The following is a 25,936-nucleotide window of genomic DNA, read 5'->3' on the forward strand; positions in this document are numbered from 1 at the left end:
GGGGGAAGCGAATCGTGTTCTGCATGGTTCTGTCCCTGCAAGCCCTGACCCGAACCTGTTAGGGTTGGGTCGGGGTAGTTGACTCCAGCGCCCGCCACAGATACCAGGCCGCATGAGAGCGGTAGGGTTTGAAGCGCTCCCCCAGCGCCACGAGTGCGTCCCGCTCGGTCACCCCGTACAGCTTCTGGGCTCCTTTACGGATACCCAGATCCAGCACCGGCCAGACATCGGGGCGGCCCAGGCCAAACATCAAAAACATCTGCACCGTCCAGACCCCAATGCCCTTAACCTGGGTCAGGTGTGCAACAAGCGCCTCGTCGGACAGGTGCTCGAGGCCCAGCAGCCCGCCCTCCAGCGCAAAGCGCGACAACTCCTGCACATAGCGGGCTTTGGCGGCGGAGAGCCCCACCGCCCGTAGTTCTTCCAACGGGGCCTGGTACAGCGTCTCGGGCTCGAGGCCAAAACGGCTTATAAGCCGCCCCCAGATGGTGTCGGCGGCCTTGCCTGAGAGCTGCTGGCCCACAATTGAGCTGAGGAGCACCTCGTAGGGCCTGCGCTGGGGAAAGGGGTGCGGTGCAAAGGGGGCCGGGCCGTGCAGCCGGGCCAGCCTCTGCATGATCGCATCGGAAAACTCGACCTGGAGCCTGGGAAACCTCGAGCGGGCCATGCCCAATACTACCCTTCCCGGCGCCACTCCCCCGACTTACCGCCCGATTTGTGCAGCAGGCGCAGATCGGTAATCTCCAGGCCCTTGCTGGCGGCCTTGAGCATGTCGTAGACGGTGAGGGCCGCCACTGCACAGGCCGTAAGGGCCTCCATCTCCACCCCCGTCTCGGCCTTGGTCTTGACGGTGGCGGTGATGTGCACACGGGCTTCCTCTGGGCGGAACTCCAGCCGCACCTCGGCGCCGGTGATGGGCAATGGGTGGCACAGGGGAATCAGTTCACCGGTTTTTTTGGCCGCCATGATCCCGGCCAGCTGCGCCACACTCAGAGGGTCTCCTTTACCCACCCCGCCTTCCCGCAGGGCCTCCACAGCTTCCGGGGTAAGCCGTACGGTCGCCTCGGCCTTGGCCGAGCGCAGGGTGGCGGCCTTTTCGCTCACGTCCACCATGCGCGGCTTGCCATCTGCAAAGTGCGTCAGTTTGCCCATAGACAAAAGCCTACTTCAGATGTCTTTGCGTTCAAAAATCAGCAGGGCCAGCACGGCAAAACCCACCGTATAGATGATGAGTAGGGGCAGGCCCAGCCCCACCGCCGCTGGGCGAATGTAGAGGTCGAGGTAGCTGGTCAGCAAAAACGGCTGAAGGGCCGGAAAAGCGATGAGAAGTCGCATCAGTAAAAGGGTCGAGACCGCTGCCAGGGCCGCCGAAGTGGTGCTCAGGAAGATCACCGCATAGAGCATCGCCAGTGCCGAAAGCGGCCAGAGCACCACCCCTGCCAGCGCATGGGCCCGCAGCAGCTCCAGCAGCGCCTCCGCAGGGCTGAGCTGCCCCACACCGGCAAAGCTGCCCGCCCCCAGGCCGGTGCCACCGAAAAAGCTCCCCAGGCCAAAGGGCAGGCCCGCCACCAACGAACCCGCCAGGCTGACCGCCAACAAAATAAAGGGGTAGGCCAGTACCACGATAATCTTAGCCAGCAACAGGCGGCTGCGGGGACTAGGGCGCAACAACACCGACTTGAGGGTGCCCATCGAGACCTCCGAACCCAGCACCTCCGCCGCGGCCATGGCGGTCAGGAACGGGAATAAGAAGTCCATCCCGGTCAGCAGGGATAAGGCCGGCACCTGCCAGCCCGAGACCAGCTCGAGGCCGTACTGGGCCCGCAGACCTGGGGCAAACGCCCATAAAACCGGCAGCACCAGGGCCGCCAGCAGACCAATCTGTACCGAGCGCAGCCGCACCAGTTTGCCAAACTCCCAGATCAATACCCGTAGCATGCTCTACTCCCAACGGAAAGCGTGTGGTTCTCAAGCCGCAGCCTGGCCTTGCTTCTACACATTTTTTATCCTTTCCCGGTAATAGTCGTACAGGTCGAAGTAGTCGGGTTCCAGGAACTGCACCTGGTAGTGTTCGCGCACCAAGGCGGCCAGGGCCACGTTGGGCGAGCCTTCAAAAATCACGTTCACACCGCGCAGGCTCACGTTTTGCACACCCGGTACAGTTTTCAGGAAGGCCGCCGCCCTGGCTGGATCGTCCACCCGCAGGCGGTAGGTCTCGCCTTTGGTAGAAAGCTTAACCTCCTCCAGCAGCCGTCCTCCGCCCAGAATGCCCACTTTGTCGACGTATGCCGAAACCTCGCGCAGGTGGTGGGTGGAGAGCAGCACCGCCACCCCCTTCCAGGCCAGCTCTGCAAGAATTTCGTGCACCTTGTTGATGCCCTGCGGATCCAGGCCGCTGGTTGGCTCGTCCAGAATCAGGATCTGCGGCTCGTGCAGGATGGCCGAGGCCAGTCCCAGGCGCTGGCGCTGGCCCAGCGAGTAGGTGCGCACCGGCTGGTCGGCCACCGATAGCAGCTCGAGCCGGGCCAGCACCTCCCGTATGCGGGTTTCCATTTTGCTCAGACCGGTCAGGAAGGCAATCATCTCGAGGTTTTGACGCCCGGTCAGGTGAGGGTAAAAAGCGGCCGGGGCCTCCACCACCGCCCCCAAGGCCCGCCTCGCCACATAGCCGCCGTTGTAAACGTCCTGGCCCAGCATCCGCACCACCCCGGAGGTAGGAAAGGCCAGGCCGGTCAGCAGGCGGATCAGGGTGGTCTTGCCGGAGCCGTTGGGCCCGGCCAAAGCGTACACCTCCCCCGGCTGCACGGCAAAGGTGATGTTTTCCAGAACAGGTCTGCGCCCGTACTTTTTCCCCAACCGCTCCGCCTCGAGGGCCGCCACTGCTTCGCTCATGGCTGAGATTATACGTAGGTAACGCGCCGCGATATGTTTAGGTTTGGTAGGTGGTCAAATGCCTCGGGTGGAACCATCAACAATCGGCGGAAGGTTCGGAGTAGACTGTTAGGCGTGATTTTTTCGCTCGAGCAAGCCCCGGCGCAACCCCTGGGCGAAGTGACCGATTTACAGCAGCTCCTCCGAGAAGGCCTGAGCGTGGTGCCCACCCTGGTGCTGCTGGGGGTGGAGACCGAGTTTTACCAACTGGCCAACCTGGCCGAGCAGATCCGACGGGCCTTTGAGGGGGTGTTTGGCGCACGGCTGGACGAGGACAAGCTGGAAAGGGCCTGTGCTTTCGCCGAGAGGTTGCTGCGCGAGTCGTACCTCCTGCCCGAGCGCGCCGAGGAGATTCGCGCGGCCCTGCCGGAAGGCCCGGTGCTGGTGCGCTACGCGGGCGAGGCCCCCTTTGGCCTCGAGACCGGCAAGCAAGAAACCCTGTGGGCGCTCAAGCGGCTGTGGGCCAGCCGCTGGCAGGTGGATGCGGTGCTGCTGCGGGGGCCCCACCTGGCCCCTCCCGAGGCGGCCAGCCTGGTGCAGGTGGCAGGGGATGAGCTGGTTCTGGATGAGTCGCTCTCGGCCCAGGCCAGCCAGATCCTGGGGCGTTCAGTCAAGGTCTGGGCCAGCCAGGGCCGGGTGGTGCGGGTGGTATAGGAGAAAAAATGTACGACAGCCACATGCACACACCCCTCTGCAAGCACGCCGTGGGCACGCCCACGCAGTACGTACAGGCCGCCCAGAAAGCTGGCTTGCAGGGCATCGTCATAACCGACCACAGCCCCATGCCGGCCTGGTTCGACCCCGAGGTGCGCATGGAGCTGGAGGAGCTGCCCTTCTACCACGCCCTGCTCGAGCGGGTGCGGGCAGAGGCCGGCGATTTTTACGTGGGGATTGGCCTCGAGGCCGACTACCACCCCGGCACCGAGTACTTCGTGAAGAGGCTTCTGTCGCGCTACGACTACGATTACATCATCGGCTCGGTGCACTACCTGGGGGCCTGGCCCTTCGATAACCCGCGCTATGCGAGTGAGTTCGAGGAGCGCGACCTGCGCGAGGTCTACCGGGCCTACTTCAAGCTGGTGGCCGAGGCCGCCCGCACGGGCCTGTTCCATGCCATCGGGCACCTGGATCTGCCCAAGGTGATGGGCTACCGCCCCCCCGAGGGCTACGCCGACCTGGCCGAGGAAGCCCTGCAGGTTATTGCCGGTGAGGGGCTGGCCCTGGACGTCAACACCGCTGGCTGGCGTAAAAAAGCCGGCGAGCTTTACCCCAGCCCCGAGCTCCTGCAGCAAGCCCGCGCCCTGGGGATTCCCGTGGTGCTGGGCTCCGACGCCCACCGCCCGGAGGATGTGGCCCACCGCTTTTCCGACGCCGTTGGGATTCTGCGCAGCGTGGGGTACACCGAGGCGGTGGTGTTTCAAGCGGGCCAGCCCCGGCCCTATGCTTTAGGCTGTGGCTATGAACCGTAAAGACCTGGCGGGGATGCTCGAGTACGCCGCCGACTTGATGGAGGTGCTGGGCGAGGGGGAGTTCCGGGCCAGGGCCTACCGCAACGCCGCCCGCAACCTGGAGCAGCAGGAGGCCGACCTGGCCGAGCTGGCCGCACGGGGCTTCAAGGGGGTGCCGGGGGTGGGGCCGGCGCTGGCCCCCCTGCTCACCGAGATTGTGCAGACCCAGGAGTTCCCCTACCTGGCCGAGCTGGAGGGCCGCGTACCGCCGGGGGTGCTCGAGCTCTTCCGGGTGCAGGGTCTGGGCCCCAAGCGCATCCGGGCGCTGTGGGAGAACGGGGTCGGTAGCCTCGAAGAGCTGGTGCTCTGGGCCGAACAGGGCAAAATCCGCGCCCTGCCGGGTTTTGGGGCCAGGAGCGAAGCCAGCCTGCTCGAGGCGGCCCGCTACGCCCTGAGCAGTATGCGCCGGGTGCTGCTGCCGGTGGGGCTGGAGGCCGCCCGGCTGCTACTGGCCGACCTGGAAAACGCCGGGCTGAAGGCCGAACTGGCCGGTAGCGTGCGGCGGGGCCTGGAAACCGTGGGCAACCTGGATCTGGTGGTGGTGGGCACCCCCCAGCAGGTGCGCTCGGTGCTGGGCCGGTTCGTGGAGGAGGTGCAGGGAGAGGTGCTGCTGGGGCGGCTCGAGGGCCTGCCTTTGCGGGTCTTCTGCACCGATGCGGCCTCGTTTGGCAGCGTGCTGGTGCAGGCCACCGGTTCGCGGGAGTGGCTGGAAGCCCTGGGCCCCGTTCCCCCTGCGCTTGCGACCGAAGCAGCGGTGTTCGAGGCCCTGAACCAGCCCTTTGTGCCGGCCTACTGGCGGGAAAAGGAGCACGTGGGGCTGAGCGCGCCCCAGGCCACGCTGCAACCCCCGCAGCTCCGGGGCCTGATTCACGTGCACTCCACCTACTCCGACGGCAGCGCCACCCTGCGCCAGATGGCCGAGGCCGCCATGGCCCAGGGCCTGGAGTACATGGTGATCTGCGACCACTCCCAAAGCGCCGCCTACGCCGGGGGCCTGCGCCCCCAGGATGTGCTGCGCCAGTGGGAGGAGATCGAGGCCCTCAACGCCGAGCTGGCCCCCTTCCGCATCCTGCGCGGCATCGAGTCCGACATCCTGCCCGATGGCTCGCTGGACTACCCCGAGGAACTGCTGGCCCGCTTCGAGGTGGTGGTGGGCAGCCTGCACACCGGGCTGGGCCTGGGCCGGGCCGAGCAGACCCAGCGCCTCCTGCGGGCCCTGGACAACCCCTACCTGAGCATCCTGGGCCACCCCAGCGGGCGCCTTTTGCTCCGGCGCAAAGGGGCCGAGGCCGACTGGGAAGCGGTGCTCGAGCGTGCCCAGCAAAACCACAAGGTGGTGGAGTTCAACTGCAGCCCCTACCGCCTCGACCTGGACTGGCGGCTCATGCTGGCCTGGCGCGACCGCCTCAACTTCTCGCTGGGCCCCGACGCGCACAGCCTCGAGGGCCTTTCCGATATCCAGTACGGCCTGCTCTACGCCCTTAAGGCCGGCCTGCACCCCGATCAGGTTGTGAACACCTGGCCCGCCGAACGGGTGCTGGCGCTAAAGAAGATGGGCTAGGGGTTGGTCTCGGCGCCCACCAAGAGTTCGGCCTCGCGCTGCAAGAAGGCCCGTAGCACATCGGTGACGGTGATGATGCCCACCAGCCTGCCCTCGTGCAGCACCGGCAGGCCCCCCACCTTGTGCTCGAGCATCAGCTTGGCGGCGGCCTGCAGGGGCAGGGTGTCGGCCACGGTGATGGGGTCGCGGGTCATGATCTCACCCACGGTGAGCTTGGAAATTAGGTAGTTGAGCTCCCAGATGGAAAGCGAGGTGGCATCGGAGGGCATGGCCTCTTTGAGGTCGCGGTCGGTCACGATGCCCACCACCCGGCCTTCCTTGACCACCGGCAAGCGGCGGAAACCGCCCTTTTTCATGATCTGCGCGGCCTCGGGCACGGTCGCCTCCGGGCTGACCACCGTGGGGTTGGGGGTCATGAAGTCTTTGACCAGCATGGTTATCACCTCGAGTTAAAGCTACCCCCCAGGGCGGGGGGCAGATGTCTCTACGGTTTCCTCGCTGCCGGAGGGCTCAGAAGACCCGCCCACCCAGGGGCACCTCGCGCTCCACCGAGAGCAGCACCACCCGCCCCTGTTCGTCGGGCAGACCCAGCACCAGCACCTCGGACTTAAAACCGGCAATGTTGCGTTCGCCCAGGTTGGTTGCGCAGATCACCAGCCGCCCCACCAGGGTCTCGGGGGTGTAGAGGTCGGTGAGCTGGGCGCTGCTCTGTTTGATTCCCAGCGGGCCCAGGTCTATCCACAGTTGGTAGGAAGGTTTGCGGGCTTTGGGGTGGGGTTCAGCTTTTTGAATGCGTCCGACGCGCAGCTCGAGGAGTTGAAAGGCTTCATAAGGCGTCATGGTGAAAGTTTCCAGGCTCGCCCGTGCGGCGTCAAGCCGGCCTTGGCCCTGGGGCCTGGCTGTGCTATGCTCGAGGTCGCGCCCTCGGTCTGACGCGGCGCACCAGCGTGAACCGGGTCAGGGCCGGAAGGCAGCAGCCCTAAGCGCCACGGAGCGGGTGCCGTCAGGGAGCCGGGGGCGCTTTTTTTGTTGGGCCTTCTCACTTGGCCGGGCTTTATACTTCGCTCTGGAATGTTGCAGCGTTATCTATTGCGCGAAACGTTGTCGCTGTATCTGCTGGGCGTGCTGCTATTCGTCGGGCTGATTACGTTTGATCTGCTCTCCTCGCTCTCGGGGGCCTTTTTGCGGGCTAAGACGCCTGTGACTGAAATCGCCCAGATGGTGGCCTACCGGGTGCCCTACACCCTGGGCATCGCCCTGCCCTTGGGCCTGGTCTTCGCCCTGCTGGTGGCGCTGGCCCGCTGGATTCGTCAGTCCGAGCTCAAGGCCGCCTATGCCGCAGGCGTGCCTCCGCGCGTTTTCATCGGGCCGGTGTTGCTATTGGGGCTAATAGTGGGAACCGTTGTGCTGCTTAACGAAGGCTGGCTCAAACCCATCGCCCAGGAACGCTTCGAGGCTTTGCAATACAAGATCTACTACGGCTCCGAGCCCTCCGGCGTCCTCACCGACCGCACCTACACGCCCCAGGGCTTGGGGGTGTACTACGCCCAGCGCATCTACCCACCCGCCAAGGGGGGTGAGGGTTCCCAGCTCGAGGGCATCCGGGTGGTGGAGCCGGGTGGCTCGATCTGGAGCGCCGACCGGGGTGTCTGGGTAAACGGGGCCTGGCGGTTGCAAAACGCCTACCGCGTAGACCCCAACGGCCAGATCTACCAGGAAGCCGAGCACCCCCTGCCCTTTCCCCTGGGGGTGCAACCCAAAGCCGTCTCCTACGAGGCCCTGCGCATGCCCGACCTGCACGCCGTAGCCAAGGCCGATCCCGCTGCGCAATTCCCGCTGGCCCGCCGCTACGCCAACGCCGCCGGTACGGTGGTGCTGGCCTGGCTGGCCGTCGTGATTGGCCTCTCGCTGCGCGAGTCGGCCTGGGCTTTTATTGCTGTGGTGGGACTTATTTTTGGTTACTGGACGCTTTTTACCCTCTCCGCCCAGTTTGCCCGCTTTGACCTGCTGGGCGCCTACGGGGCCTGGCTCCCCAACATCGTGTATGGTGGGCTGGCCCTGCTAGGAACCTGGAGGCTGGCCCGATGAGTCGGGGCCGGAGGTAGCTGTGAGCGTGCTGGATCGCTACCTGATCAAAGAAGTAGGGGCCTCGGTGCTGGGTGCCCTGGCCGTGGTGGTACTGGCCTTGCTGGGGGGGGCTTTGTACGAGGTGCTGGCACCCCTCCTGGCCCGTGGTGCCGATCCGTGGGTGGTGAGCCAGTACCTGGCCTTCCGGGTGCCCGAGGCGCTGGTGCGCGGGGCGCCGCTGGCCTTTTTGTTCGCCCTTTTGCTGGTGCTCTCGCGCATGGGGGAGGAGTCCGAGCTGAAAGCCATGCTGGCCGGGGGGGTTTCCAAGCTGCGGGTGCTGTTTCCACTGCTTTTGCTAGGCACCTTTTTGTTTGTGGTATGCCTGGCCGCCGCCGACAGCCTGGTACCGCGCAGCTTGCAGCAGGGCCAGAGTGTGCTGCGCCAGGCCGTGCTGCAAAAACCCAGGGCCCTCCTGCAGCCTGGCACCCGGCTGGTGGATGCCTACGGGCGCGTGGTGTACGTGGGAGAGGTAAGCGATACTGGCATTGGGCAGGTACGGGTGATCACCGCCGAGGAGATCCTGGTGGCCGAGCAGGGCCGCTTCGAACAGGGCACCCTGGTGCTCTCCCAGGGTATGCGGGTGACCTACGGCGGGGCCCGGCCCCGCACCGTCGCGCGCTTTGAACGGGCTACGGTGCCGCTGGTGGAGCTTTCCCTCGAGCCCCCCGGGGGCCTCTTTAGCCTGACCGTGGCCGAGCTGCGCCAGCGCATCGCCCAGTACCGCGCCCAGGGGCTGCCCTACCACGCCGAACTCACCGCCCTGCACCGCAAGTGGGCCGAGCCCGCGGCGGTCTATTCGTTCGCCCTCTTTGCCGTGGGGCTGGCCTTCTTCCTGCTGGGCGGCAGCCGCAGCCTGGGGATGCTGGGGGTGGTGGTGCTGACCTTCATCTACTACGCCACCTGGAGCGTGGGGCGCATCATGGGCGAGCAGGGGGCGCTGCACCCCATCCTGGCGGCCTGGGGGCCCAACCTGCTTTATGCGCTGGCCGGACTGGCCTTGCTGCGGCTGGGGAAACGATGAACAGGAACGGGCGGAGGGGGATTGGGCAACGCGGCGTGCAGGTTAACCCCTGCACAGGCACCTGCGCTGTCCTTCCCCTGTTCCTGCTGCTGTTGCTGTTGTTTTTCTCGCCCGCCTTCGCCCAGGAAGTCGAGGCACCCCAAGGCGGCGGCAAAAAACTGAAGATCCTCGAGGCCGAGCGCCTGGAGCTGCGTAACGAGGCGGGCGAGGAGCTGGTGATTCTGGTGGGCAGCCCGGTCAAGATGGATCGGGACGGCGAGCGCATCGAGGCCCCCCGGGTCATCTACAACCGCACCCGCAAGCGCCTGCTGCTCATGGGCGGGGTGCGCTACCAGGACAAGCAGGGCCAGCTGATCGAGGCTGGGGAGCTCGAGCTTTTCACCGACGACGAGAGCTTCGAGGCCATTGAGGTGAAGATTGAGTCGGGCGAGTTTTATCTGGAGGGCCCCATCTGCCAGCGGGCCGCCGGGCAGATTCTGCTGCAGCAGGGCTACCTGACCCCCTGCCAGCGCTGCGAGCAGGAGGTGGCCGACTACGCCTTCCAGGCCCGCGAGGTGGTGCTCTATCCGGGCGACCGGATCATCGCTCGGGGGGTCTGGGTGTTGTTGCGCGGGGAGCGCACCTTATACCTGCCGGTGTTACTGCTATTTTTGAACGACCGGCGGCCCAGGCTCGAGCTCGGCCAGAGCGAGAGCGATGGGGTCTTCGTGGTGGCCGACCTGCCCTATGTCTCCGACTTTGGCCTGGGCTTTACCCTGCTGCGCTACTTTGAGCGGCGGGGCTGGGGGTTTGGCTTCGACCACTTTGGCATCGGGGCCGCCCTCGAGCGCTACCAGTTCCTGTACCTGCCCCCACCCGCCGGGCCGGTGCTGCCCGACAGCGACCCCCGCAAGGACGGCATCTTCAAGTACCGCTTTAGCTACAAGCTGGAAGAACCCGACTGGCGGCTGGAAGGGCTCATCCTGCGCGACGACAGCGCCCTGGACGAGCCGCGCTTCCTGCAGGGGGCGGGGGGCCAGCCCGACTACACCACTTTTCTGATCGAGGGGGCCACCCGGGGTGCCGAGCCCCTCTACCGTCTGACCTTAGACGGCTACCTCGACCACAACCCCCTGGCCCTACCCAACGAGCGCACCACCCCCCAGCGGCTCCCGGAAGCCGAGGTTACGTTTCCCAGGGGCCTCGAGGGCGAGTTCCGCCTGAACGGGCGGGTTCTGCTGGGCTACTACCAGGCCCCCTCCAACCCCCTCAACCGCAGCGCCCGGCGGCTGGGGCCCTATATTGGGGCGGGCCGGCTCTGGGTGGAGCACCGCGAGAGCTACCGCCCGCTCAGTCCCCCCTGGCCGGGTCTGAGCTTTAGCCTCGAGAACACCTTCATCGGGCGCTACTACAGCACCCAGAACCTCGACGAAAACGGCAACCCCACCGAGTTCGAACGGCTCATCCGCTGGAGCACCAGCGCCAGCCTGGGCCAGACCCTGGGGCCGGTCAGCGCCAACCTGCGGGTAAGCCGCAGCGTGGTGGAAGGGGAAACCCCCTTTCAGTTCGATTACGAGCGGCCCCAGCGCAACAGCCGCCTGGAGGGCTCCTTCAGCTTCAATCCCGACCCGATTTTTTCCTTTACTGCACGGGCCAGCCGCGACCTCGAGCGCCGCGTCTTCGACCCGCTGGCCGAGTTCGCCCTCACCTCGCGCCCCTTCCCCTGGCTCAACCTGACCGCCAGCGCCAGCCGCGATATCGAGCTGGGCCGCTGGGGTCTGCTGCGCAGCAGCCTGGGCCTTTCACCCGCCCCCTTCAGCCTCAACCTGACCTACGAGCGGCAGCTCGAGCTGGGCCTCGACCGCCTGCTCACCCTGAGCGCAGCCTACAACCCCCAGCCCTTCAACTTCTCGCTGCGCACCGGCTACCGCTACTGGGACGTGCAGGAAAAAGAAACCCGCCCCCTCGAGCAGATTCCCCTGATCGCCCGCTACGATCCTCTCGAGCTTTCCGCCAGCTACAACCCCCCCGGCAACACCACCTCGCTCACCCACAGCCGCGACCTGAACAACGGGCAGGCCATCCGCACCGAGCTAAACGTGGTCTTGCAGGAAGCCCCCAACAGCTTCCGCTTGCGCCAGAGCTTTGCCCACCTCTACCAGCCCCTGCCCTCGCTCACCAACCCCAACCCCTTCCCCACCCCCGCCCTGCTGGATGGGCTGGCCCAGCTCACCCTGGGCCTGCATACCTTTGTGTTCGCGCATACCATCGGTTTCAACCCCGGCAGCGAGACCCGCTTCCGGCTGGGCTACCAGTACAGCGCCGATGCGTTGCAGGCCGACCTGCTGTGGAACTACAGCGAGGGGCTGCTGCGCAACCCCCGCCTCTCGCTGCGGGCGGCAGTGCGTGAACCCGAGATCTTCATCAACGAGGTCTCGGCGGAATTCCACTTCCCCGAAAGCGAAAACCCCCTGACCCTGGAGGACGACACCCAGGCCTTCCTGCGCTTTTTGCGCTTTAGCGGCGAGCTGGAGATTTTCCCCGCGCCCTTACGCCCGGAAGACCCGCCCGGCCTCTCGCTGCAAGGGTTTGTGGCCCTCGAGCGCCTATCGGGCAACAGCGGGCGCTTCCGCGTGACCCTGCGGGAGTTTGGCCCCACCATAAGCTTTATGGGCCGGGAAAAAACCCGCCTGTTCTACCGCATCGTTTGGAACGCCCCCGAAAGCGGTGGGACGAACCCCAGGGAGTTTTTTTTACCCAACCTCGAGGGCACCATCCTGCGCCCCCGCTTCGACCTGATCATCGACCGCTGCTGCTGGGCCTTCCGAGCCAGCCTCGATACCCTCAAGCAGGAGTTCAGGTTTTCCTTTGCCTTGGGCGGTGAGGCCGCAGAGTTCCTGTTTAACCAGAACAATATAATCCTGCCCGGCGGCATCAAACTCCCCAGCCCTGGAGGACGTTAGTTAGATGAAAAGGTATATCATACCAATCCTAAGCCTGTTCCTCACCGCCTGCACCGGCAGCCGCGAGGAGCCCACCCGCGCCCTGCTGGCTGCCAGCCTCAACAACCCCAGCGGCAGCACCTACCAGGTTCGCTTTTTTCAGAGCACCACGCTGCAACCCGGTAGCACCGACACCCCCCGCCTGGTCGGGAGCTGGAGCCTGGACGCGCCCATCGTAACGCTCCTTTACCGCCGCAGCCTGGGTGCGGGCAACGACCAACTCTGGGTGCTCACCCCAGACCGCCTGCGGCGCTACAACGCCAGCAACCTGACCATAGACGATGTGGGCACCCCCCAGCTCGACGGCTTCGACGAGGCCCTGGGTGTGGACTGCAGCCGGGGCTATCTGCGCCAGGGTCAGAGCCACATCCTGCTGGTCTGCCCACCGTCCCCCGCCACCCCGCCCCGCCCCATCGAGGAGTACCGGGCCTGGATCATCCCCTTCACGGCCACCGCCCTTCCCACCCCCATCAATTTTCTGGATGCCAACCTGGTGCGCCTGAGCACCCCGGCCCGATTTACCCTGGGCCCCAGCGACCAGCTGCTCTACCTGACCCCCACCCAGTTCGGGCAGTACGATTTTGTCAACCCTTTCATCGAACGGCCCCTGAGCCTGAGCACCTCGAGCCCCTCCGATCTGATTTTTGTGAACGGCCAGGCCCTGGGCCTCTTCGACGACAACGATGCCTTCACCACCGATACCACCCTGGCCGCCTGGAACCTGAGCGCTACCGCAGAGGTAGGCCTGAGCCGGGATAGCAGTATCGCCGCCCGCTCATTTGCCCGGGGGGCCCCGCCGGTCTTCGTGCTGGGCACCGGCCTGGCCCGCTTTGAAGGGGGCTTCCAGCTACCCCGCGAGAGCGAGACCGGGCTTTTGCTTTCGCGCACCCGCCGCTACAGCACCGCCGCCGTGGGGATCGACCAGTTTCTCTACCTGGCCGACCAGGACTCCCCCACCCTCCTGGTCATCGACCTGACCGTGAACATCGCCAGCGCCCTCACCACTGCGGGGGTTCGTTCTTCCTCGCTGGGCAGCTTCCAGGAACGCATCAGCAGCCTGGCCTTTATCCCGGTTGAGTAGTATGGGGCCTATGGAGATTCACCATATTGGCATCGCCGTAGAGGATCTGGAGCAGGCCGCCCGGCCCTACCTGGGCCTGGGGTATGCCCTCGAGGCCAGCGGCACGGTCGAAAGCCAGGGGGTCGAGGTCTGGATGCTCCGGAGCGGGGGAAGCCGGCTCGAGCTTCTCAAGGCCACCCGCCCCGACTCGGCCATTGCCCGCTTCATCGAGAAGCGCGGGCCGGGCCTGCACCACATCGCCCTCGCCACCCCCAACATCCAGGCCGAGCTGAAGCGCCTGGCCGCGGAAGGCACGCCCCTGATTGACACCACCCCCCGCCCCGGCTTTGGGGGCCACCGGGTGGCTTTTATTCATCCCAAGTGGTCGGGTGGGGTGCTGGTCGAGCTGGTGGAGGCCCACACCTGAGCTACCCCGTTCTGCGGCCGGGCCAGCGCAGGTGGCCCGCACGGTAGGCCCGCCAGGCCGCCAGGGCCACGCCAAAGCCCACCCCGGCCAGCAGAATCAGGTAGATGTAGCGCTCGAGGTGGGGAATTTTCGAGCCCACGTAGTAGGACAGCAGGGTCAGGCCCTGCGTCCAGAGCAGGCTACCCAGCAGGCTCAGCACAAAAAAACGCGGCCAGGGCATCTTCACCGTGCCGCACAGAAACGGCACCACCGCCCGAAAAACCGGCACATAGGGGCCAATCAGGATCGAGAGCGGGCCAAAGCGGGCCATAAAGCGCCGGGTGCGCTCTAAATCTTCGTTCTTTACCCTGGCTTTGCTAAGCAAGGCTGGCCCAATCTTACGGCCTAGAAAGTAGCCCAGGTTGTTGCCCAGCACCGAGCCCATAAACAGGGCCGCCAGGGCAATAGACAGTTGTAGTTTTTTGGCCGCCGCCAATAACCCCACCGCAATCAAAAGCGAGTCGCCCGGCAAGAAAAACCCCACCAGCAGGCCGGTTTCCACGAATACCGTGGCAAAAATGCCCAGATACCCTACGGCCTGCACATATGCAGTAACGTCCATAGGCTCCACCCTAAGGCAAAAGGGTGAGAAGCGACAAGCCAATTTGCACAGTAACCGGGGGTTACACCTGGGCTAACGGCAATCCAAAAAAGCTGCGCGACCGCAAGCCGTGCTCAACGCGGCGGGAAGATTTGCAGCTCCATCACCCGGCCCCTGGGGCTGCGGCTGGCCGCATACACCAGGCTCTCGCCGATCTCGGCGGGGTCTACCCAGGCCATGGGGTCGGCCTCGGGCATTTCCTTGCGGTTGGCCGGGGTATCCACGGCGCCCATGGGGTACACGATGGCTACGCGTATGGCGGTACCGGCCAGCTCGGCGTCCAGCGAGCGCAGGTAGGTGGCCACGGCGGCCTTGGCCGCGGCATACAGGGCCACCCCCGGCCCCACCCCATGCCAGGCCGCGGCCGCTGAAATCCCCGCAATAAAGCCATCTTTTTGGCTGAGCAGCTCGGGGATGATGGCCCGGGTCATGTAAAACAGGGTGCGCATGTTCAGGTCGAACATGCGGTCGTAGAGGCTGGGCTCGGTATCTTTGACCGGGGCGTAGGCAAAGCCACCCACCGTGTGAATCAGGCCGTCCACCCGACCAAACTGGGCCTTGACCTGACGCACCAGCATCTCAGCGTCGGGGTAGTGGGTCAGGTTGGCTACAAAAGCCCGCGCGCCAAACTCCTGGGCCCGCTCGGCAATGGTGGTCTCGTAGGCATCGGCCAGGGCCAGCTTGGCGCCGGCCTGGGTAAAAGATCGGGCAATCGCCCCGGCGATGGCGCCACCCCCACCGGTGAGAATATAGACTTTGCCCTCCAACGTCTGCATGGCTCAATTATCCGCACCCAACTCCAAACACCTGTCTTTGGGCTCACATTCAGCAGAATGTGCAGGAATGGAGTTATGTTACCCTCGCGCATCCAATATTATCGGGGGGGCTCCACGAGAGCCCGATCCTACGCTAAGGAGATGTATGGCAACGAAAAAGGTAGTACTGCACCGCTTGGGAGGACACCGGTTTGTGGGCATCAACGAGCAGGGTGACAAGGTCATGGTGGACGGCGACCAACCTTCCACCGGCCTGCGCCCCATGGAGCTCCTGCTGGCCGCGCTGGCGGGCTGCACCGCCTACGATGTGGTGGACATCATGGAGAAAAAGCGCCAGCCCCTGGCCCGCTACCGGGTAGAGGCCGTGGGCGAGCGGGCCGAGGAGCACCCCAAGCGCTATACCCACATCGTGGTGACGCACTACGGCGCAGGGCCCAACGTCACCAAAGAGGCCCTCGAGCGCGCAGTGGAGCTCTCCCACACCAAGTACTGCTCGGTCTCGGCCACCCTCAATGCCCAGATCGAGACCCGGGTGGTGCTGGAGCCCTGGGAGGAGTAGTTCACCAGTGGGCCCTTCCGGGCGCAATTTCGCTCAAGGCCGCCTCCAGGATGGCCTTGTCCAGCCGGAACACCTTGCGATGGCGCAGGTAAACCAGCCGCACCTCGGGCTCGATCTGCCAGGCCTGGCGAACGGCAGCCAGGTACACCCCTAGTTGCACGAAATACTGCTCGGGCCGCATCTCCTGGTCGGTCTTGTAGTCTTCCAGGTACCACTGCTCGCCTACCCGGTACAGCCGGTCGATCACCCCCTGCCAGACCGTGGAGCCCAGGGGCAGGGCCACGGCAAACTCGGGGTAGTCCTCGTCGCGGGGCCAGGGGAGTGCGCGGCCCAGGAGTTCCTGGTAACGCTCCAAAAGCATCTGAACCTCGGACATAATGTCTTCGCGCTCATCGGGGTCGAAGGGAAACATCACCTCCTGGGCCTCGAGGTTGGCCAGGTGTTGGGGGTTGTCGGGGCGCCAGTTCTGCCCGATGGCGTAGTGCACCAGCGTCCCGATGGCCCGGGCCCGGCCCGGAATTTCTTCCCCCTCCTCGGGGTCGGGCAGGGGCAGGGGTTCGGCCTCGAGGCGCTTGTAGGCCGAGGGCGAAAAGAGCGGTGGGAAGGGCTCGGGCTCGAAGCGGGCCTCCACCCAGGCCGAGGGCTGGAGGGGCTCCGGCCGGCTTAGCACGCGCACCGGGGCTACTGGCTGGTAGGGCCAGGTTTGCAGGTGAAAATCCGGGCGGCTGTAGGGCTTGCTGGCCGGGCCCAGGTTCATGGCCTCGAGCACCTTGCCCCAGCCCTCGGGCTGGCCGTGGCTGGCGCTGGCGGTGAGCAGCAGGATGTCGCGGGCCCGCGAGGCCGCCACGTACAGCAGGCGGTAGCTCTCCTCCTCCTCCAGGCGCTTGACCTGCTCCTTGAACCCTTCAAAGGCTGGGGTTTCCGGCAGGGCCACCCATTGCAGCAGGGGCCCCCCTTCGCCGCCCGGCCCCAGGTACAGCGGCTGGGCCTGGTGTACATGCTTCCGCCCCAGGTCGAAGACCGCCACCAGGGGCCATTCCAGCCCCTTGGCGCGGTGGACGGTCAGGATCTGCACCCCCTCACCCGACTGGGGCACATCGCCGGCATCGGCCTGCCGCGAGAGCAGCTCGAGCCGCTCCAGAAGCCCCTCGAGGTTCTCCGGCGGGTGCGGGGCGAAGTAGAAGAGCAGCGCGTCCACGTTCTCCCGCGCGCGCGGCTCGAGGAAGTCGTGGTAGGGGCGGCCGGCCATCAGGGGGAATCGGATCAGAAACTTGAGCACCTCGAGCGGGGCCATCAGGCGCACCTGGGCCTGTATCTGGCGAAGGCGTGCGTACACGCTGGGCCAGTGCTGGGCCAGGTGGCCCAGGGGGTCGTCGGCCCGCAACACCCCCTCGATCTGGGGAAGCTCGAGGGGCTTGAGGGGGCCAGCCTCGGTGTGCTGTCCAAATGGGCTGCGCAAGAAAGCCGCCAGCGACAGGCCCCTGGGGTCGAGGGCGGCCCGCAGGGCGTGGTACAGGTCGCGCACCTCCTGCCGCTCGTAGTAGCCCCGCCCCTGCAGCAGCACGTAGGGGATCTGGGCCTCGGCAAAGGCCTCTTCCAAAAAGCGCACGCTGTTGTACGAGCGCACCAGCACCGCCATCTGGCTGTACTCGATGGGGCCGCGCAGGGCCGCGAGCTGCCTGGCCAGCACCCGCGCCTCCTGCTTGCGCAGCTCCTCCAGCGGGAGCTCCCCCACCACCCAGTGCACCTCCAGCCGCCCCTGCTCAGGCCGCACCCCCTCGACCGGGGGGGCTTCCTTGAGGCCGAAGCCCAGCCCCTTTTCGGCCAGGTACCCGGTGAGGCCGTTCAGAAAGCGCACCAGCACCCGGCTGTGCCGGTAGCTGTGGGTCAGGGGGGGCAGGGGCTGGCCTTCCCGCAGGGCCTTGCGGAAGACCGAGACATCGGCGTTGCGGAAGGCGTAGATGGACTGCTTGGGGTCGCCCACGATCTCGATGGGCAGCCCGGCCCGCTCCAGGGCCGCAAAAAAAGCCCCTTGCAGAGGGTTCACGTCCTGGTACTCGTCCACCAAGAGCACCTCTACCCGCTCCAGAACCCGCTCCAGGGCCTGGGGGTGGCGGGTTAAGTCCAGCGCCCTTTGCTCGAGCTCGGAGGGCGAGAGCAGGTGGGCCCCCAGGCGGGCCTCGTAGGCAGCGTACACGCTCTGGTACACCCGGAGCAGGCGCAGGTTGGCCTCCCCTTCCGCCGGCTCGAACACCTCGGCCAGGGAGCGCTTGGAAAAAAGGTGCAGAAGGGGCTCGGTGAGCTCGTCGGAGGCCAGGCCATAAAACGGGTGGTGGGGATCCTGGGCCAGGTAGCGCAGGGTCTGCCACTCCTCCTCAAAGATGGCCTGGGCCTCCCAGTCGCCCAGCAGGGAAAAGTCGGGGTCGAGGTGCAGCAGCGGGGCCGAGAGGCGCAGGCACTGGGCCATAAAGCCGTGAATGGTGCTGAGGGTGGCCCCGGCAATCTCGCGGGCCGCCTCCTCAAAGGGTTCTAGGGAACCCTTCCGGTAATCAAATGTCAGGTGCCGTCTGCTCTGCAACACCTCCTCGATGGCGGATGCCACCCGCACCCGCAGCTCGTCGGCGGCCTTGCGGGTAAAGGTCACGCCCGCGATGCGGCGCAGCGGCGTACCGGAGGCGATGAGCTCGAGGTAACGCAAGACCAGGCTGGCGGTCTTGCCGGTTCCGGCGGAGGCGATGCGGACTTTCACAGTAGACAGCCCATCAGGCCAGAAGAATAACTGGCTCCCACCATCATAAACCAAACCACGCAACGCAAGCGTCTGTACGGTTTCACAGCCTTCATGGTTTCATATGACATTGAAGCTCGTCCAGCACGCGCGCTAGAATGAGGCTGTTGCACTTGGGCGAGAGCTCGAGTAGGGATTGAAATGTGAAATACGCCAGCATCAACGGAACCATCATCGAACACGACAAGGCCAGCCTGCACATCTCCGACCTGGGTTTGCGGCGGGGGTATGCGGTATTTGAGTTTTTCCGCGTTTTGCGGGGTGTTCCGGTGTTTTTGGAGGATCACCTCGAGCGCTTCGAGCGTTCGGCCCGGCTGCTGGAGCTTACCCCGCCCTTTGGACGGGAAAAGCTCGAGGCCCTGATTCGGGAGCTGATAGAACTCAACGACCTGCGGGAAGCCGGTCTCCAGATGCTGCTCACCGGGGGCTACTCCCCCGACGCCTTCACCCCCGGCCCGCCCAACCTGATTATCGCGCCCATCGCGGTCACCCCACCCCCGGCCCACCTCTACCAGCAGGGGGGCAAGGTCATCCTGCACAAAAACCTGCGCGAGCTACCCGAGGCCAAAACCACCGACTACCTCATCGCGGTGAAACTCGCCAAACGGATGCGGGCCGAAGGGGCCACCGAGGTGATCTACCACGATGGTGAGACCGTGTACGAGGGCGGGCGCAGCAGCCTGCTAATCGTCCAGCAGGGCACCCTGGTCACCGCCCAGGCCGGCGTGCTACCGGGCATCACCCGCAAGCACCTGCTGGAGGTAGCCCGTTCCATCCTGCCCATCCAGGAGCGGCCCATCACCCTGAGCGAGCTCTACTCCGCCGACGAGGTGCTGCTAACCGGGGCCACCCGGCAGGTCATGCCCATCACCCAGATCGAAGACAAAATGGTTGCAGACGGCAAGGTAGGGCCTTACAGCCAGCAGTTGATGAAAGCCTTCCAGGAGCACCTCGAGGCTTATCTAAACCGTCGCGCGGTGCTGCGCTGAGCACGGGTGCGCTTGAGAGGAATCCCGCTGCTTTCACTGCCCCCAGAGGCTAACCGTACTGCGCCTCGCGGCAGGCATCCCGAACGCCACAGCTACGACAACGAAAACCGGGGTTGGGTTCCACCACCCCGGTTTTGTACTGGGCGTAGGTCTCCTGCGCTTTGGCCAAAAGGTTTTCTAGCGCCCCCCAGAGCCGTTCGATGGGCTTGCCATACACCAGCAGGGGGTCGCCCAGCACCGGCCAGGCCCACAGGTAAACGCGTTGGACTTGGACGCGCTTAGGAATAGCCGAGAGCAGGTAACCGGCGGCCCAGCGCTCGCTCCAGCGCTCGCGCACCTGCCGCTCGGCCTCTTCTGCGGGGGTTTCGGGGGCTACAAAGCGGTAGATGTGCACCTCGGCACCCTTGCGCAGCACCCCATCCAGTCGGGCTTCCAGGCCCGCATCTTTCAGCGCGAAACCCAGGTTGAGTTCACTCAACAAAGCGTAGTGGTGGCGCATCCAGCCCTCGGTCTGGGGAAACTGCCGGGCCAGGGCCTCGAGGCGGGCCGGCACCAGCTTCCCGGCCTGGCGCAGCCCGCGTACCCACTGCTGCCACCACTCCAAAGAACCCTCGTCCCAGGTGAACTGCTGGGCCCAGAACTGAAAGCCGCACTCGCGGTAGCGCCGCAGGCTTTCCACACTAGGCGCGGCCAGGTTCACCCGGCCAAAGGGCGCCCGGTAGCCCCCGTTCTGGCCCAGCTCGAGCCGGCTGGCTGGGGGCAGCTTGGGCAGGTAGGACGGTGCGCTGCCCACCAGCACAGGCTCGGGTTCCAGGGGCCCCTCCTGGCTGGCCTCGGGGTAGGTGATGATCACCTCCTCGGCGCGGGTTTTGAGCTCCTGCAACAAGAGGCGGTCGCGCCCCAGAAAGCGCTTGGGCAGCCCCGCGGCTCTAAGGGCCTGCTCGAGGCCCACCCGCAACTCCTCGGGGACGAAATAGTCCTCCTGCTCGCCGGTGCTGTAGGCTCCCTCTACCGCATAGGTCAGGTAGAGCTTCTTCCAGCGCTGCCCCGAGGCCAGGTTGGGTGTGAGCACCGCCACCCCGCCCGCCGGCCGGTGGGCTTCGTAGGTCTCGGCCAGCAGGGCCGCCCACCAGTGCCGGAAATTGGGGCCCAGGGCGATGCGGTGGGCTTCGTAGGCCCGTTCCAGGAGGCTGGCCCGGCGGGGGCTGTGGCGCACCTCGGGCAGCGAGTCCAGCAGCTCCTCGGCCCAGGCCAGCGCGGGGTGGGTGTTGCCCCCCGGCTCCCGCCCTTCGAAGAGCGAACCCGCCTCGCCGGGGGGTTTCAGGCGTGAGAGCCAGGCCGCCCATAGGTCTTGCATCCCCAGCTCGGCGGCCAGGCGGGTGGTAGCCTCGAGGCCCACCAGGCCGCGCTCGAGCGCCGCCCGGCCCAGCGGGGCCAGGTCGGGCACGGCCATCAGGCGGCTGGGCGTGGGGTAGTCGGGCAGCTCGAGGAGCTCCAAGAGCAGCCGCCCCTCGGGGGTGTCGGCGGCGGTGCGGGGCCGGTGATCGATGAGGGGCAGGCCGTACTCGTCGGCCAGGGTGAGCAGGGCCGGAATCCGCGACTCCGGCGCCACCACCGCCAGATCCAGGGCCGCCATGCCCTGCGCCAGGTCGCGCTTGATGGCGCGCAGCACCCAGCGGGCCTCGCTCACCGGGTTCTGGGCCCGGTAAACCTGGACGGGAACCGGGCGCGGGGGCAGCACTTCATCGGGATCGAACCCCGGCGGGGCTTCGGGCAAGCTGACCCAGACCGGAACATGACGCGACAGTGCCCGCAACAGCCGCAACTCCTGCACCCCCAGCTCGCGGAAACCATCCACCACCACCAGGTCGGGCTCGAGCCGCACCGACGCCTGCGTCAGCAGTCCCAGCGCCCCCGCGCGAAAGTCGTCGTAGTCCCAGCGGCCCCAGTTGTTTTTAAGCTCCTCGTAGCGGGCATAGACCTGCCGCAAGCGCTCGGCTTCGGGGCTCTGCTTGGGAATCTCCTCGGGTTTTACCCCGCTGCGCTTGGCCTCGGCGATGGCGCGGGCAAACAGGCGGGCTTCACCGGGCTTGGGCAGCGTGCTACCCAGATCCCGGAGGGCCTCCCCCACCAGCGCCACCCGGCCCGGCCCGGGCAGGACGGGCTTCAGGCTATGGCTGGCCGCCAGCAAGCGGTAGTAGAGCTGCTGCGAGGAGAGCACCTCGAGGCCCAGCACCGCGCCCTTCTGGGTGGCCCGGCGGTAGACGTAGGCTTTTTGCGCGGGCAGGCAGACCCACCAGACCCGTTGGCGGGCGGCCAGATAGGTTTGGGCTAACTCGAGCAGGCGGGTGGTTTTGCCGGAAGCCGGGGGGCCAACCAGGAGGTGCACAGCCTCACTATAGCGAGCCGCCCTTGGCTTCGAAAAGTACTAGCGAAGCTCGGGCGGAAAGCGCACCGGCGAGCGCTGGTAGACCGCCCGCCAGCGGGGGTTGGGAATGGGCTCGAGGTTCGGCCCCAGCAGCAACACCCCCACCACCCGGCCCTGGTGGGTCAAAAAGCAGCGGTAGCCAGTAGGCGCGGCCACGTACCAGTTGCCCAGGCTCAGGCTTTGCGGCACGCCCTCCAGGCTCTGGGCCAGCCGGTTGCGCAAACGCACGGCATCCTGCACCGGACGCTCGAGCACCACCACCGCAATATCTTCCAGGCCCAGCGGAACCGGCCGCAGGTCTATATTGACGGTTAACCGGGTCAGGGAGGCCTCTCCAGCACCCAACACCACCCGCAGCAAGAAGCGCTGGGGGGCTACCCGCTCAGCGTAGGCGAACTGAAGGTGCAGGGCCTGAAAAACCCCCTGGCAGCGCTCGAGCACACCCGGCTCGCTCGACTGTGCCCAGCCCCAAACCCCCAACACCAGCAGAAAAAAACAGCGCCTCAAGCCGCCACCACCAAGCCTTACGACCAGACTGCACAGATACACTGCCCCCAATGCCTCGCTCTATCAATGGTTCCCCTGCCCCTCCCCAGCCCCCATTGGATCCCAGGCTTCAGCCCACTTTATGCGGTGTAGCTTAAGCCCACCTGAAAAGGCATCGGCCCTATAGAGCGGCCACAGCGGGTACCCGGCCAGGCGGAGCTGCTCCCTCAGGCCAGCCACCACCTCAAAGCTGCTGAGGAAGGTTCCGGGGTAGTAATAGCCTAGAATCTGACGGAAGTCCCAGCCCTGTAATGCCAGCCCTCGAGCCCCCCACTGGCTCATACCCACCCCGTGGCCGCTGCCCTGTCCAAACACCTGCCAACCCTCAAAGCGCACACGGGTGGATGGCAGCCCCAAACCCCGCAGCAGACGGGTGGATTGCGGCGCATCCAGCTCCACGCTACCGCTGCTTCCCACGATGCGCAGGCGCAGGGGGCGGCCGCTCTCGCTTACCAGCAGCGGGGTTACAGCCTGCACCAGCCCAACCTGCATGCCCAGCCCGGCCAGCCCCCGCGCCACCGCCTCGGGTGCCAGGGTGCGGCTCCAGCTACTGTTTGGACTCACCGCAAAGGGATCGGGCCGCGCTATCAGATAGGGTACGGTGTTGCCCCAAACTTCAGCAGAAGCCGCTGTGTAGCCGCCTGAGTCGGCGTGGTAGACCGCGGTAATGGGTTTTTGGTTGAAGCTCACGATCAGCGAGCGGGTCGTATACACCGCGCCCGTGTGCCGGGGGTTTTCCGCCGAGCGCCCCAGATAGACCTGGCAGCGTTCTGTAGCACATAGATCGTAGAGCCCCTTGGGATTAAGCCGGTATAAGGCAAACGTACGGGCCAGGATAGCCTGGGCTTGCAAGACCGCGTCCGGGAAAGAAGCCGGCACCTCGGCGGGCACAACCCCCAGCAGGTAGTCCTCGAGCCAAACCCGGTTGATCAAGAGCAGCCGCCCTGCCTGCCACACCACCAGCAGGTTCCCCCGGTAGCTCCGACCCTCCAGGGCAAAACCCTCGGCGGCCACAAACTCAACCCAGGGCCCTACGCCAAGCCCATCCACCAACACCTCGCCCGGGCCGGCCGTCACCCGAAGCAGGCCCGCGCCCCCATCTCGAGCCCCATAGGCTGTCTGCTGCCGATGAGGCCCCAGTCGAAGGCTAGCCGACGGGGCTTCGGCCAGCAAAACCCGCAGCAGCAGGTCTGCCTGGGCTTGTGCAAACCCCAACAGGAGCAGCCCCATCCATAAAAGGCGCATCATAGCAACCTTCTCAAGTATAGGCCCACCGCCAAGGCAATCCGGTTCATCTAGCCTTGTGTTAGCAGCCTCCCGCCCCACCAGCCTACAAAACCAGCGCAATCCGCCCTGCGCTACCCGGTAGGGTTGTGATTTTCATTCTGTTGTGGGATACTCTTATTAGTAATGATTACTATTTGCATGTTAGGCGAAAGGAACCACGTATGAATACAACCTTCACACCGCCAATAGCCGTACAAATGCAGCGGCCATCTTTTTGGAGCCACCAGGTCAACCGGGGGTTTTTACTGTCCGGCCTCACCCTGCTGGGGGTGGTGGGGGGCTTTCTGGCTAAAGGCTACGGGCTGGACTGGCTGCAAAACAGCCTGTGGACACTGGCTTTTTTAGCTGGCGGGATACCTGCCGCGCACAAAGCGATCCTGAGCCTGCTACAGCAACGGAAGCTGGACGTGGATCTCCTGATGGTGGTAGCGGCCCTGGGCGCCGCCTCAGTGGGCCGGGCGGGGGATGGGGCCATCCTGCTTTTTTTGTTCAGCCTTTCCAACACCCTGCAAAGCTGGGCCATGAACCGCACCCGGCGGGCCATCGAAGCCCTTATGACCCTGCACCCCGAGGGGGCGCATGTGCTTCAACCCGACGGTAGCGAGCAGTGGAAGCCCCTGGAGGCGCTCTCACCCGGCGACATCCTGGTTGTACGCCCAGGCGAGCGTTTCGCCGCCGACGGCTTAGTGGTGGATGGCTACACCGACGTCGACGAAAGCGCTCTTACCGGCGAGAGCGTTCCGATAGACAAAAAACCCGGTGATCCTGTGAGAAGCGGTACCCTCAACGGGCACGGGGTGGTGCGGGTGCGGGTGGAGCGCCCGGCCAGTGAAAGCACCCTAGCCAAGCTCATCAAGCTGGTGGAAAGCGCCCAGGCCAGCAAAAGCCGCACCGAGCGCTTTGCCGAGCGTTTTGAGGGCCCCTATACCATTGCGGTGCTACTCTCGGCCCCGGTGGTGTTCGCGGTGGCCCACCTGGTGTTTGGCCTCGAGGCCGCCCAGGCCTGGTACCGCGCCATGACTTTCCTGGTTGTTGCCAGCCCCTGCGCGGTGGTCATCGCCACCCCTGCGGCCGTGTTGTCGGCCATGGCCGCAGGGGCCAGGGCCGGGGCACTGTTCAAAAGCGGGGCCGCCTTGGAGGCCCTGGCCCGGGCCCAGATCTTTGTCTTTGACAAAACCGGCACCCTCACCGAGGGCCGCATGAAGCTGGTGCAGATGGTCGTGCTGCAAGGCAGCGAGGCTGAGGCCCGAGCCCTGGCCGCCGGAATTGAGCGCTATAGCGAGCACCCCATCGCCCAAGCCATCGCCCGGAGCTGGGATGGCCCTACCCCAGAGGTTAGCCAAATACAGGCCGTGCGGGGCCATGGGGTGGTGGGGGTTCTGGCCGACGGGAGGCAGGTCTGGGTAGGCAACCGCCGCCTGTTGGGCAGTCTCGGGGTAACCCTTCCCCTGGAGGTAGAGCGCCGGCTGCAGGCCATGGAGCAGCAGGGCCTAACCACCGCCGTACTGGGAAGCAACCAACAACCCATCGCTTTGCTGGGCGTGGCCGATACCCCGCGCCCGGAAGCCGCCCAGGCCATCGCCAAGCTCAAGCGGCAGGGGGCGCGGGTCATCATGCTCACCGGCGACCGCAAGGCTGTGGCCGAGCATATCGCCGCACAGGTGGGCATTTCAGAGGTTTATGCCGAGCTGTTGCCAGAGGACAAGCTCGAGCACATCCAGCAGCTCCGCCAAGAGGGGACGGTGGTCATGGTTGGGGACGGTCTCAACGATGCCCCCGCCCTCAACGCCGCCGATGTGGGGGTCTCGATGGCCGCGGGTGCCGATGTTTCCCTGGAAAGCGCCGATCTGGTGCTGATGAAAAACGACCTCAACCGCCTGGTCGGGGCTCGGCAACTGGCCCGCGCCACCGCCCGCACCGTCTATTTCAACCTGAGCTTTGCCCTTGGTGTAATCGTTGTGGTGGGTGCCTTTGCCCTGGCCGGTCAGGTGCCCCTGCCGCTGGGGGTGGTGGCCCACGAAGGCGGTACGGTTTTTGTGGTTTTAGTTGGCCTGCGCCTTCTGGCCCACCGGCTGGACAGCTAGCCACATAAACAGGAATCCGGGGGTCTGGTTCCCCCGGATTTTGCTTGCCTGGCTTGGTGGAGCTGAGGGGATTCGAACCCCTGACCTTCTGAATGCCATTCAGACGCGCTCCCAACTGCGCCACAGCCCCGCGCAAACAGCAATGGAAAGTATAGGGGGCCAGCGCCAACTAGTCAAGCCTGGCCGGTAGGCTTCAGCCAGGGTGGCACTAAACAGGTTGGTA

General features: G+C 65.7%; 23 protein-coding genes, 1 tRNA gene and 1 other RNA gene. 12 read left to right on the forward strand and 13 right to left on the reverse strand.

The window, feature by feature from the left end:
* Positions 1 to 58 precede the first annotated feature (58 nt).
* Genes MTAI_RS09935 through MTAI_RS09950 form a run of 4 tightly spaced genes read right to left on the reverse strand, consistent with a single transcriptional unit; the run spans position 59 to position 2,880 of the window.
* Positions 59 to 667 carry a DNA-3-methyladenine glycosylase family protein gene (locus tag MTAI_RS09935; protein ID WP_376738256.1) on the reverse strand — a complete coding sequence of 203 codons (609 nt, stop codon included), beginning with the start codon at positions 665 to 667 and terminating at the stop codon, positions 59 to 61.
* Positions 668 to 675: 8 nt separating this feature from the next.
* Complete coding sequence (gene moaC / locus MTAI_RS09940) at positions 676 to 1,152, reverse strand: cyclic pyranopterin monophosphate synthase MoaC (RefSeq protein WP_027888044.1); 477 nt, start codon at positions 1,150 to 1,152, stop codon at positions 676 to 678.
* Between the two features lie 15 nt (positions 1,153 to 1,167).
* Complete coding sequence (locus MTAI_RS09945; protein WP_013014586.1) at positions 1,168 to 1,938, reverse strand: ABC transporter permease; 771 nt, start codon at positions 1,936 to 1,938, stop codon at positions 1,168 to 1,170.
* A 54-nt stretch (positions 1,939 to 1,992) separates the two neighbouring features.
* A complete protein-coding gene (locus MTAI_RS09950; protein ID WP_027888045.1) occupies positions 1,993 to 2,880 on the reverse strand; it encodes an ABC transporter ATP-binding protein in 888 nt (295 codons plus the stop codon).
* Between the two features lie 126 nt (positions 2,881 to 3,006).
* On the opposite strand from MTAI_RS09950, the gene MTAI_RS09955 reads away from it, so the two are divergent.
* Genes MTAI_RS09955 through MTAI_RS09965 form a run of 3 tightly spaced genes read left to right on the forward strand, consistent with a single transcriptional unit; the run spans position 3,007 to position 6,000 of the window.
* Complete coding sequence (locus MTAI_RS09955) at positions 3,007 to 3,585, forward strand: hypothetical protein (protein ID WP_027888046.1); 579 nt, start codon at positions 3,007 to 3,009, stop codon at positions 3,583 to 3,585.
* A gap of 8 nt (positions 3,586 to 3,593) precedes the next feature.
* The gene (locus MTAI_RS09960) at positions 3,594 to 4,400 is read left to right on the forward strand and encodes a histidinol-phosphatase (protein ID WP_027888047.1); all 807 of its coding nucleotides are present in this window, start codon (positions 3,594 to 3,596) and stop codon (positions 4,398 to 4,400) included.
* Entirely contained in the window at positions 4,390 to 6,000 is a 1,611-nt protein-coding gene (locus tag MTAI_RS09965; protein WP_027888048.1) for a DNA polymerase/3'-5' exonuclease PolX, read from the forward strand. Before MTAI_RS09960 ends, MTAI_RS09965 begins: the two co-directional genes overlap by 11 nt.
* Here the strand turns inward: MTAI_RS09965 and MTAI_RS09970 are convergent.
* Together MTAI_RS09970 and MTAI_RS09975 are read right to left on the reverse strand one after the other, a co-directional pair.
* Positions 5,997 to 6,434 (reverse strand): CBS domain-containing protein, encoded by a 438-nt coding sequence (locus MTAI_RS09970; RefSeq protein WP_027888049.1) that lies wholly within the window; start codon positions 6,432 to 6,434, stop codon positions 5,997 to 5,999. The two genes, MTAI_RS09965 and MTAI_RS09970, sit on opposite strands and share 4 nt — an antisense overlap.
* Positions 6,435 to 6,510: 76 nt before the next feature.
* Positions 6,511 to 6,840: a tRNA-binding protein gene (locus MTAI_RS09975; protein ID WP_027888050.1), complete on the reverse strand. Its 330-nt coding sequence runs from the start codon at positions 6,838 to 6,840 to the stop codon at positions 6,511 to 6,513.
* Positions 6,841 to 6,921: 81 nt separating this feature from the next.
* Here MTAI_RS09975 and ffs point away from each other — a divergent pair.
* From ffs to mce, 6 genes are all read left to right on the forward strand, one after another.
* Positions 6,922 to 7,021, forward strand: an RNA gene (gene ffs, locus MTAI_RS09980) — signal recognition particle sRNA small type.
* Between the two features lie 50 nt (positions 7,022 to 7,071).
* Positions 7,072 to 8,088, forward strand: a complete 1,017-nt coding sequence (locus tag MTAI_RS09985; RefSeq protein WP_027888051.1) for an LptF/LptG family permease — start codon at positions 7,072 to 7,074, stop codon at positions 8,086 to 8,088.
* 19 nt (positions 8,089 to 8,107) lie between these two features.
* The gene (locus MTAI_RS09990; RefSeq protein ID WP_027888052.1) at positions 8,108 to 9,148 is read left to right on the forward strand and encodes an LptF/LptG family permease; all 1,041 of its coding nucleotides are present in this window, start codon (positions 8,108 to 8,110) and stop codon (positions 9,146 to 9,148) included.
* A complete protein-coding gene (locus MTAI_RS09995; protein WP_051349832.1) occupies positions 9,145 to 12,090 on the forward strand; it encodes an LPS-assembly protein LptD in 2,946 nt (981 codons plus the stop codon). Before MTAI_RS09990 ends, MTAI_RS09995 begins: the two co-directional genes overlap by 4 nt.
* A 4-nt stretch (positions 12,091 to 12,094) precedes the next feature.
* Positions 12,095 to 13,210, forward strand: coding sequence for a hypothetical protein (locus MTAI_RS10000; protein ID WP_027888053.1), 1,116 nt, complete (start codon positions 12,095 to 12,097; stop codon positions 13,208 to 13,210).
* A 10-nt stretch (positions 13,211 to 13,220) separates the two neighbouring features.
* Positions 13,221 to 13,616 carry a methylmalonyl-CoA epimerase gene (gene mce / locus MTAI_RS10005; protein ID WP_027888054.1) on the forward strand — a complete coding sequence of 132 codons (396 nt, stop codon included), beginning with the start codon at positions 13,221 to 13,223 and terminating at the stop codon, positions 13,614 to 13,616.
* Position 13,617: 1 nt separating this feature from the next.
* Here mce and MTAI_RS10010 read toward each other — a convergent pair whose 3' ends face one another.
* The gene (locus MTAI_RS10010) at positions 13,618 to 14,217 is read right to left on the reverse strand and encodes a DedA family protein (RefSeq protein ID WP_027888055.1); all 600 of its coding nucleotides are present in this window, start codon (positions 14,215 to 14,217) and stop codon (positions 13,618 to 13,620) included.
* Between the two features lie 113 nt (positions 14,218 to 14,330).
* Positions 14,331 to 15,032: an SDR family oxidoreductase gene (locus MTAI_RS10015; RefSeq protein WP_027888056.1), complete on the reverse strand. Its 702-nt coding sequence runs from the start codon at positions 15,030 to 15,032 to the stop codon at positions 14,331 to 14,333.
* Positions 15,033 to 15,177: 145 nt separating this feature from the next.
* On the opposite strand from MTAI_RS10015, the gene MTAI_RS10020 reads away from it, so the two are divergent.
* A complete protein-coding gene (locus tag MTAI_RS10020) occupies positions 15,178 to 15,591 on the forward strand; it encodes an OsmC family protein (RefSeq protein ID WP_027888057.1) in 414 nt (137 codons plus the stop codon).
* 1 nt (position 15,592) lies between these two features.
* Here the strand turns inward: MTAI_RS10020 and MTAI_RS10025 are convergent, their stop codons facing one another.
* The gene (locus MTAI_RS10025) at positions 15,593 to 18,340 is read right to left on the reverse strand and encodes a UvrD-helicase domain-containing protein (RefSeq protein WP_027888058.1); all 2,748 of its coding nucleotides are present in this window, start codon (positions 18,338 to 18,340) and stop codon (positions 15,593 to 15,595) included.
* Positions 18,341 to 18,522: 182 nt separating this feature from the next.
* Between MTAI_RS10025 and MTAI_RS10030 the strand changes: the two genes are divergently transcribed.
* A complete protein-coding gene (locus tag MTAI_RS10030) occupies positions 18,523 to 19,368 on the forward strand; it encodes an aminotransferase class IV (RefSeq protein WP_027888059.1) in 846 nt (281 codons plus the stop codon).
* Between the two features lie 49 nt (positions 19,369 to 19,417).
* Here the strand turns inward: MTAI_RS10030 and MTAI_RS10035 are convergent, their stop codons facing one another.
* The 3 genes from MTAI_RS10035 to MTAI_RS10045 form a co-directional block, all read right to left on the reverse strand.
* On the reverse strand, positions 19,418 to 21,757 hold the full coding sequence (locus tag MTAI_RS10035) for a PD-(D/E)XK nuclease family protein (RefSeq protein ID WP_027888060.1): 2,340 nt from the start codon (positions 21,755 to 21,757) through the stop codon (positions 19,418 to 19,420).
* A 39-nt stretch (positions 21,758 to 21,796) separates the two neighbouring features.
* Positions 21,797 to 22,303, reverse strand: a complete 507-nt coding sequence (locus MTAI_RS10040) for a hypothetical protein (protein ID WP_223299573.1) — start codon at positions 22,301 to 22,303, stop codon at positions 21,797 to 21,799.
* Positions 22,304 to 22,366: 63 nt separating this feature from the next.
* Positions 22,367 to 23,590: a SpoIID/LytB domain-containing protein gene (locus tag MTAI_RS10045; protein ID WP_027888062.1), complete on the reverse strand. Its 1,224-nt coding sequence runs from the start codon at positions 23,588 to 23,590 to the stop codon at positions 22,367 to 22,369.
* Positions 23,591 to 23,826: 236 nt separating this feature from the next.
* Here MTAI_RS10045 and MTAI_RS10050 point away from each other — a divergent pair, with 236 nt between their 5' ends.
* A complete protein-coding gene (locus MTAI_RS10050; RefSeq protein WP_043983477.1) occupies positions 23,827 to 25,713 on the forward strand; it encodes a heavy metal translocating P-type ATPase in 1,887 nt (628 codons plus the stop codon).
* A 54-nt stretch (positions 25,714 to 25,767) separates the two neighbouring features.
* Here MTAI_RS10050 and MTAI_RS10055 read toward each other — a convergent pair.
* Positions 25,768 to 25,843: transfer RNA gene (locus MTAI_RS10055), tRNA-Ala, on the reverse strand.
* Positions 25,844 to 25,936 lie beyond the last annotated feature (93 nt).

The organism is Meiothermus taiwanensis WR-220 (assembly GCF_003568585.1).
GTDB classification, from domain to species: domain Bacteria; phylum Deinococcota; class Deinococci; order Deinococcales; family Thermaceae; genus Meiothermus; species Meiothermus taiwanensis.